The following is a 475-nucleotide window of genomic DNA, read 5'->3' as shown; positions in this document are numbered from 1 at the left end:
GCACTTACTTGGTCTGCAACTTTCTTAAATAAGTTCCTCTCAGAATTATGCTCTAAACTATCCTCTTTAACATATATCCTGTTCACATCAAAAGAGTTTAAAATTGCAGCATCTTCATGTGATGTTCTTAGAAAACATGGAAAGTTATGTCGAATCTTTTGAATTGCATTTAAAAGCTGCTCTCCATTATAACTAATAACTGCGGATTCATTTAATGCAAAATCAGAAATTATTGCATCAACTTTGAGTTCCAAAATTTCAGCAACCATATCATCTAAGTTAGTGTTAGGTTCCAACAAGTATATTTTATTAAACAAATCGGATAGTTCAGCATCTGCTTGAAAATCTGCTAACTGATCTTTTTCCTCATCTATATACAAGATGTTTATTGTATTACCTTCCATAGTTATTTCTCCGCTATAAGTAAATCAACTCTTAATTTAAAGCCAGGTTCTCCAGCATTTTTTATAATAAC

Annotated in this window: 1 protein-coding gene; it reads right to left on the bottom strand. The window is 31.2% G+C overall.

All coding sequences use genetic code 11. The features are described from left to right. Nucleotides 1–404: hypothetical protein (locus tag R0K30_RS21055; protein ID WP_410612702.1), on the bottom strand; the 404-nt coding region annotated here is incomplete at its 3' end. Nucleotides 405–475 lie beyond the last annotated feature (71 nt).

The sequence above is a fragment of the Bacillus sp. SIMBA_154 genome, assembly GCF_046536015.1.
GTDB lineage: Bacteria > Bacillota > Bacilli > Bacillales > Bacillaceae > Bacillus > Bacillus pumilus_P.
Note: the sequence above shows the minus strand (reverse complement) of the source record. Positions and strands in the feature narration are given on the sequence as shown.